Origin of the sequence: Halochromatium sp. (genome assembly GCF_046541315.1) — a bacterium.
Lineage (GTDB): Bacteria > Pseudomonadota > Gammaproteobacteria > Chromatiales > Chromatiaceae > Lamprobacter.
In genome coordinates, this window is sequence record NZ_JBKHDN010000145.1 from 1 (window position 1) to 7,419 (window position 7,419).

General features: G+C 66.0%; 7 protein-coding genes. 3 read left to right on the forward strand and 4 right to left on the reverse strand.

Going from position 1 to position 7,419, the window contains the following annotated elements; genetic code table 11:
- Positions 1–10: 10 nt before the first annotated feature.
- From ACLFQI_RS09980 to ACLFQI_RS09990, 3 genes are read right to left on the reverse strand one after another with little or no spacing between them, the layout of a single operon-like run.
- Positions 11–1,048, reverse strand: coding sequence for an MlaD family protein (locus ACLFQI_RS09980; RefSeq protein ID WP_410758974.1), 1,038 nt, complete (start codon positions 1,046–1,048; stop codon positions 11–13).
- Positions 1,045–1,806, reverse strand: coding sequence for an ABC transporter ATP-binding protein (locus ACLFQI_RS09985; RefSeq protein ID WP_410758976.1), 762 nt, complete (start codon positions 1,804–1,806; stop codon positions 1,045–1,047). Before ACLFQI_RS09985 ends, ACLFQI_RS09980 begins: the two co-directional genes overlap by 4 nt.
- A complete protein-coding gene (locus ACLFQI_RS09990) occupies positions 1,803–3,044 on the reverse strand; it encodes an MlaE family ABC transporter permease (protein ID WP_410758978.1) in 1,242 nt (413 codons plus the stop codon). The genes ACLFQI_RS09985 and ACLFQI_RS09990 overlap by 4 nt, the downstream gene beginning before the upstream one ends.
- Positions 3,045–3,241: 197 nt before the next feature.
- Between ACLFQI_RS09990 and ACLFQI_RS09995 the strand changes: the two genes are divergently transcribed.
- The 3 genes from ACLFQI_RS09995 (at position 3,242) to ACLFQI_RS10005 (ending at position 5,826) form a co-directional block, all read left to right on the forward strand.
- Positions 3,242–4,144 (forward strand): ATPase, encoded by a 903-nt coding sequence (locus ACLFQI_RS09995; protein ID WP_410758980.1) that lies wholly within the window; start codon positions 3,242–3,244, stop codon positions 4,142–4,144.
- 23 nt (positions 4,145–4,167) lie between these two features.
- Positions 4,168–5,241 carry a homoserine O-succinyltransferase gene (locus ACLFQI_RS10000; RefSeq protein ID WP_410758982.1) on the forward strand — a complete coding sequence of 358 codons (1,074 nt, stop codon included), beginning with the start codon at positions 4,168–4,170 and terminating at the stop codon, positions 5,239–5,241.
- 327 nt (positions 5,242–5,568) lie between these two features.
- On the forward strand, positions 5,569–5,826 hold the full coding sequence (locus tag ACLFQI_RS10005; RefSeq protein ID WP_410758983.1) for a hypothetical protein: 258 nt from the start codon (positions 5,569–5,571) through the stop codon (positions 5,824–5,826).
- Between the two features lie 163 nt (positions 5,827–5,989).
- Here the strand turns inward: ACLFQI_RS10005 and serB are convergent, their stop codons facing one another.
- Entirely contained in the window at positions 5,990–7,231 is a 1,242-nt protein-coding gene (gene serB / locus ACLFQI_RS10010) for a phosphoserine phosphatase SerB (protein ID WP_410758984.1), read from the reverse strand.
- Positions 7,232–7,419 lie beyond the last annotated feature (188 nt).

Below are 7,419 nucleotides of genomic sequence, written 5' to 3' on the forward strand. Positions count from 1 at the left end.
ATGGTGCATTTCAATAGCGCGGGCGCTTGCCCTGCAGGAGCGCCTCCGGATGGCGCTCGAGGTAGTCCGCGAGCGAGCGGATCGAGCGCGCGGCGCGGGTCGCGCTGGTCAGTAGCTGATCGAGTTCGTAGCGCGTCGACGCGCCCTCGGCCGTGAGCTGGCCGAGCGAGCGCATCGCCTCTACGGCCTCGTCCAAGGCGCGCCGAGTGGAACCGACGAGGGGGTCTACCTGCGACTCCATGCGCCGCGCGAGCGCGTTCAACGCCTGTCCTGCGTCCGTCAGTTCCCGCAGCGCGGGCGCCGCCTCCTCGCGCAGCGCCGCGGCGAGCTGCTCGTACTCGCCGAGGGTCGTGCTCGCGCGCTCGCTCAGCGGCACGATGTGCTGATCGATGGCCGCGCTCACGGAGGCGATTCCAGCCAGCGCCTGATCGAGGCTGTGCAAGGCGGAGCGGGTCTCGTCGGCGGATACCAGCCGGTTGATGGCCGCGAGGGTCTCGTGCGCGGTATCGACGAGTTCATCGAGACGCAGGTTCTCGAGCATTTGCTGGACCTGATCGCGCGTGGCCGCGATGGCCGGCACGCGAATCGCGTCATGCGGGCTTGAAGGCACTTCGCGCGGCGGCTGATCCGGGTTCAGGCTGAGGGTGACCAGGTACTGCCCGGTGACCAAGCTCACCGATTCGAGCTGCGCCCGCAGGCCGCGCTCTGCGACCAGGCGGCGGATCAATTCACTCGGCTTGACGTCCTCGAGATCGCCCATGACATGGATGCTCTTGGGCCAGATCTCATAGCGTACCGGAATGCGGAAGCTGTCGCGGTCGGCGATGTAGTCGAGGCCGATCTCGACCACCTGACCGATCGGCACGCCCTGGAACTGAACCTGGGCGCCGACCTCCAGCCCTTGCACCGAGCCCGGGAAATAGGTCACCAGGTAGAGGCGCTCGCGCAGCCAGGAGCCGCTGCCGAAGACCAGGATGGCGATGACCACGAGCGCGAGCGCGCCGAGCACGAAGCCGCCGATGATGGTGGGATTGGCCTCGCGACTCATGCTTCGCCGCGGCGCAGGAAGGCGCGTACTTCGTCGATCTCGCTGTGGTCGCGCAGCTGTTTGGGGTTGCCGGTGGTCAGCATGGTGCGGGTCTCGGCGTCGAGGAAGACGGCGTCGTCGCCGATCAGAAAGAGGCTGTCGAGGTCATGGGTGATCACCACCATGGTCGTTCCCAGGCTGTCGCGCAACTCCAGGATCAGGTCATCGAGCCGCCGTGCCGATAAGGGGTCGAGACCGGCCGAGGGCTCGTCGAAGAAGAGGATGTCCGGGTCCAGCGCCATCGCCCGTGCGAAACCGACGCGCTTGCGCATGCCGCCGCTGATCTGGCTCGGATAATAGCCACCGAAGCCGCTGAGGCCAACGAGGGCGAGCTTGTACTCGGCCACCTCCTGAATCTGTCGGGGTCCCAGGCGCGTGTATTGCTCAAGCGGCAGGGCAATGTTCTCTTCGAGCGTCATCGCACTCCAGAGTGCGCCACTTTGGTACATCACCCCAACCCCGCGCAGGAGTTGGGTCCGGGTCTGCTCCGAGACCTCCCAGAGGCTTTGCTCCTGCAACCAGACCCGCCCTTGGCGCGGTGCCAGCAACCCGGTGAGGGTACGCATGACGGTACTCTTGCCGCAACCGCTGCCGCCCATGATGATGAAGATATCGCCGCGACGGATGGCGAAGCCGAGTCCCTGCTGGACGATGGTGGTGCCGTAGCCGAGGGTGACATCCTCGAGTCGAATCGCGATCGCGTGCGACTGGGCACTCATGCCGACAGTCCGGTGGCATCGAAGAGCACCGTCAGCACGGCGGCGGCGATGACGATGAAGACGAGCGCGGTGACCACCGCCGAGGTGGTCGCCGCGCCGACGGCGGCCGCGCTGCGCCCGCATTGCATGCCGCGCAGGCAGCCGGAGGCGGCGACGATGGCGCCGTAGACGGTGGCGCTGATCAGGCCCTGGATGATGTGGTTCCAGCCGATCGCGTCCTGGGTCTGGACCAGGTAGGCGGTGAGGGTGACGCCGCCCACCACGGTGCCGACGAAGGCGCCACCGAGGATGCCGAGGAGATCGGCGTAGAGGGTCAGCAACGGCGTCATCAGGATCAGCGCCAGCATCCGCGGCAAGACCAAAAACTCCATCGGCGGGATGCCAAAGGTGCGCAGGGCGTCGATCTCTTCGTTGACTTGCATGGTGCCGATGCGCGCGGCGAAGGCCGCCCCGGTGCGTCCGGCGAGCACGATGCCGGTGATCAGCGCGCCCATCTGGATCACGGTCGCGAGCCCGACGAGATCGGCGACATAGATGCGGGCGCCGAACTGCGCCAGCTGCTGATCGCCGATGTAGCCGAGGATCATGCCGACCAGAAAGCTGACCAGGCTGACGATGGGCAGCGCATCGGCGCCCGACTCCTGGATGAGGACCCAGAGTTCGGATTTGCGATAACGCGCGCGGCCGGCGATGAAGTGGCGCACGGCGATCGCGCCTTCGCCGAGGAAGGTCATGATCTCGCCCGTGGAGCGCGCTAGGTCGCGCATATCGAGCCCAACCCGCGCCAGGAAGCTGGGGCCGCGGTCATGCGCTTCCGCGACCGGTTCCGCCGCGAGGTTTGCCATCTGGAGCAACCGGCGCAGGCCGTCTGGCAGGGCCTCGAGATCGCACCGGAGGTTGCGCTCCGCGCACAGCCGCTCGGCGCCGACGATGAAGGTCACCAAGGCGGAATCCCAGTCGGTCAGCTTCCGCGTATCGAAGCCGAGCCTGGGCGGATGGCCCGCGCCATCGGTCGCGTCGGGGCGACGATGGTCGGCGTCCCTGAAGGGCTCGAGGCGATCGATGAGGGCGGCGAGATCGGCGCGCAACGGGATGGGCTGATCGAGCCGCCAACACCCGGCGAGCTGGAGCGCGACATCGCCCCGCGCCCGCTCGATGAGGCGGATGGTCGGGGGCGCCGCGGGGTTTGCGGCGGGCGCTGGCCGGGGGGCGTCGTTCTCGATGGAAGCGTGCGGCATGGGCGATCTGGCAAGGGTATCTGCGCTCGACTGTCGGATATCGTATCCAGTGCGGGGGCATGCGCGCACTGGGCTTCAGTATAGGCGGAGCAGGGGGGGCTGCGCGGCAACCGGCGGGCGCTGTCCCTGGTGATCCGACCCTGGGATCGCGTATAGTTCAGCGCGCCCATGTTTCGCGCCCTATCGAGGAACCGTCGTTGAGGCTAACGATCGACGAATTTCGCCACTGGCAACACCGCTGCGTGACGCTGCTCGGGATGTCCGGGGTTGGCAAGACCTACCTGTCGAGCCTGCTGCGACGCAGCGATTGGTTCCATTATTCCGGCGACTACCGGATCGGCACCCGCTATCTCGATGAACCGATCCTGGATCTGATCAAGTCGCAGGCGATGCAGGTGCCCTTCTTGCGCGATCTGCTCAGGCGCGATTGGGTCGCGTTCCAAAACAAGATCCAGGTCGACGACCTGGGGCCGGTGCTGAGCTTCGTCGGTCAACTCGGCGATCCGGACAAGGGCGGCCTGTCGCTGCCCGAATTCAACCGGCGTCAGGCGCTCTATCGCGATGCCGAGATCCGCGCCATGCAGGATGTGCCCGAGTTCATCCGCAAGGCACGCGAGATCTATGGCTACAGCCACTTCGTCAACGATGTCGGCGGCAGCCTGTGCGAGCTGGAAGAGCCTGCGGTGATCGAACTGCTGGCCCAGCACAGCCTGATCCTCTACATTCGCGTGCCCCAGGCCGACGAGATCAAGCTGATCAGGCGCGCCCAGGCCGACCCGAAGCCGCTCTATTTTCGCCCCGCCTTCATCAAGGCCGCAGTCAAGGATTATCTCGGCGAACGGGGGCTCGAGTACGTCGCCGATATCGATCCGAACGACTTCACGCGCTGGGTCTTTCCGCGTCTGTTCCATTCGCGCGTGCCGCGCTACGAGGCGATCGCGCGGCCCTTTGGCTATACGGTGGAGTCGAGCGAGGTCGCGGCGGTGCGCGATGAGCAGGATTTCCTCGCCCTGATCGAGACCGCGATCGCGCGCACCCCGCTGCCGGCAGCGCCCGACGAGTTCGAGGCCCCGCAGCGGCTTGATCCCGACCTGGACTAGAACCTAGGGGGAGGAGCACGCCGATGCCGATCGTGGCCCACAACGACTTACCCACCTTCGAGCGCCTGCGCGCCGAGGGGCAGAACATCCTCGAATCCGACTGGGCGATCCATCAGGACATCCGCGAGCTGCATGTGGGGCTGCTCAACATGATGCCGGATGCGGCCCTGGCCGCCACCGAGCGGCAGTTCTTCCGCCTGGTCGGACAGAGCAATCAGATCGCGCAGTTCTACGTGCATCCGTTCTCGCTGCCGGGCCTGCCGCGCGGCAAGAAGGGGCGGGCGCATATCGAGCGCTACTACCAGCCGTTCGAGGTGGTGCGCGAGCAGGGGCTGGACGCGCTCATCATCACCGGCGCCAATGTGAGCGGCCCGGATCTGACGCAACAACCGTTTTGGTCGCCGTTGATCGAGGTGGTGGACTGGGCCTTCGAGCATGTCACCTCGACCCTCTGCTCCTGCCTGGCCACCCATGCGGTGATGCAGTTCCGCTACGGTCAACGCCGTCAGCCGCTCCCGGCCAAGCGCTGGGGCGTGTTCACGCATCGCGTGGTCGATCAGGCGCATCCGCTGGTCGAGAGCACCAACACCCTGTTCGACGTGCCGCATTCGCGCTTCAACGAGGTCAGCCGGGAACAGTTCGAGGCAGCGGATGCACGGGTGCTGGTCGTGAGCGATGAGGCCGGCGTGCATCTGGCGACCAGCCCGGATGGGCTGCGCATCATCATGTTTCAGGGCCATCCGGAGTACGACACCATCTCGCTGCTGAAGGAATACAAACGCGAGGTCGAGCGCTTCGCGACTGGCGCGCGCGCTGACTATCCTCCGTTCCCGGACAATGTGTTCTCGCGCAAGGCGGCGGCGGTGCTCGACGAACATCGCCACATGCTGCAACGGGCCCTGGATCGCGGCCGCGAGCCGCCGCCGTTCCCCGAGGCGCGGATCGCCGGCGGACTCGACAACACCTGGCGCGACACCGCCGAGGGCGTGCTCGGGAACTGGCTGGGGTTGGTCTATCGCGTCACCCACAACGACCGTCGCATCCCCTTCATGGAGTGGGTCGACCCGGCCGATCCGTTGCGCACGCTGATCCGGTGACCCCGCCTTCCGTGAGGCTGTTATCGGCATCGTCTGTTGCAAAACGACAGCTTTGTTGTTTTCTTGTCACATAAAGAGGCTGACTCGGTTTCACCCCGATGTTTCGCCAAAAATGTGCCGCGGTTCTCACTTTTGCATTCAAACAAGGGTTAGACTTTCTCTTGTCAAGTCGCACTCACGCCCCTAGACTATCGGGCAAGAGATCGCCGAGACGCAGTTTTGCGACATGCGCGGTTTTGCCGTTCGGGAAATCCCGAATCATGCGCTCGCCCCTTATGTTGCCGCTCGATTTTCCGGATGGCTCATCAAATACAGCAGGTTAAAGAGATGTTTGACGAACAAGAACAGGTGATTCGTTACAAGTGGGACTCCTGGACAGAGTCCGGTTACCGTCTGCGCTACGATGCCGCGGATCGAGCCCATCGCTATCATGTCGAGGATTGCAGCAACCATGTCGTCATGGACGACTATGGCTGTTCCGACCTCGACGAGGCCCTGTTGGTGCTGAACCGCTTCTTCAGCATCGACGAGTCCGCCGAGCGCAGCCGCATTGCCGGCTGGCTGCCGCAGCAGCGACTGCAGTAGACCGAACCCGCGAACCGAGGCTCGCCCGCACAGTCTCCCGCGCCTAAGGAGACCAGGCGCGAACGCATCGAGGCCGCTTTCGAGCGGCCTCGATGCGTTTTGGCTTTCAATCAGAAAATGGTCGAAAGGGCGCGGGGTCCAGGATAGGAAATCAAGGAACTGTTCAGTGTTCCCTTCCCAACGCCTCCAAATCCTGGTCGCGCATGCCGATCAGGTAGAGGATGCCGTCGAGGCCGACGGTGGCGATCGAGTGGCGGGCCTGCTCCTTGACCAGCGGTTTGGCGTGGAAGGCGATGCCGAGGCCGGCGATCGAGAGCATCGGCAGATCGTTGGCGCCGTCGCCGACGGCGATCACCTGTTCCAGCCGGATGCCTTCGCGCGTGGCGATCTCGCGCAGCAGCTCGGCCTTGCGCTGGCCGTCGACGATGCGGCCGGTGACGCGGCCGGTCAGGCGACCGTTGTCGAACTCGAGCCGGTTGGCGTGCACGTCGTCGATCCCGAACCGGCGCTGCAGATGCGCGGCAAAGTAGTCGAAACCGCCGGAGAGGATGGCGACCCGGTAGCCGAGCTGTTTCAAGGCGCCGATCAGCCGTTCGGCGCCGTCGGTGATCGGCAGGCGCTCGGCGATCCCGGCGAGTACCGCTTCATCGAGGCCCTCCAACAGCGCCATGCGTTGACGGAAGCTGTCGCTGAAGTCGATCTCGCCCTGCATCGCGCGCTCGGTGATCTCGGCGACCTGGGGACCGACGCCAGCGGCGGCGGCGAGTTCGTCGATGACCTCGGTCTGGATCAGGGTCGAGTCCATGTCGAAGCAGACCAGGCGGCGGTTGCGGCGGAAGATGTCGTCTTCCTGGATGGCGATATCCACGTCGAGCCGGCTGCCGAGTTCCAGGAAGCTCGCGTGCAGGGCGCCGACATCGGCGACGCCGCCCTTGAGCCAGAGCTGGACGCAGGCCGGGCGGCTTGATCCAGGCGGGCTGGCGCTGGCACGACGCGAGATGCGCCCCGAGAGGCGCGAGATCTGCTCGATGTTGAGCCGATGCCGGGTGACGACGGCGGCGACTTGGGCGATCTGCGCCGCGCTGATCTCGCGCCCGAGCAGGGTCAGGATATGGCGCGCCTGCCCCTGTTCGGCGACCCAGTCCTCGTAGGCGGCGGCGGCGACCGGGGTGAAGCGGACCGCAAGCCCAAGCTCATGGGCGGCGAAGAGCAATTCCTTGAAGACCGGACAGCTGGCCGGCTCGTCGGGCAGCTCGACCAGCATGCCGAGGGCCAGGGTGTCGTGGATCACCGATTGGCCGATGTCGAGCACCGCCACCGCATAGCGGGCCAGCACCTGGGTCAGGGCCATGGTGATACCGGGCCGGTCGGGGCCGGAGATGTCGATCTGGACGATCTCGCGCATCGGGGTCAGCCATTAGGTAGGAGGGCAAGCGTTCGGTCTCGGGCCGCCGTTATCGCCATTCGCCTTGCCTGGCGGAGACGACGATCTCGTCCACGCTGGGCGTTTGGGCGCGGGTGGTCCCGATCGGGGCGAGCGGCCATGGGTGCGGCATCAGGCAGGTGTGGAACCTGCGGCGGGTGCTGGCTCGG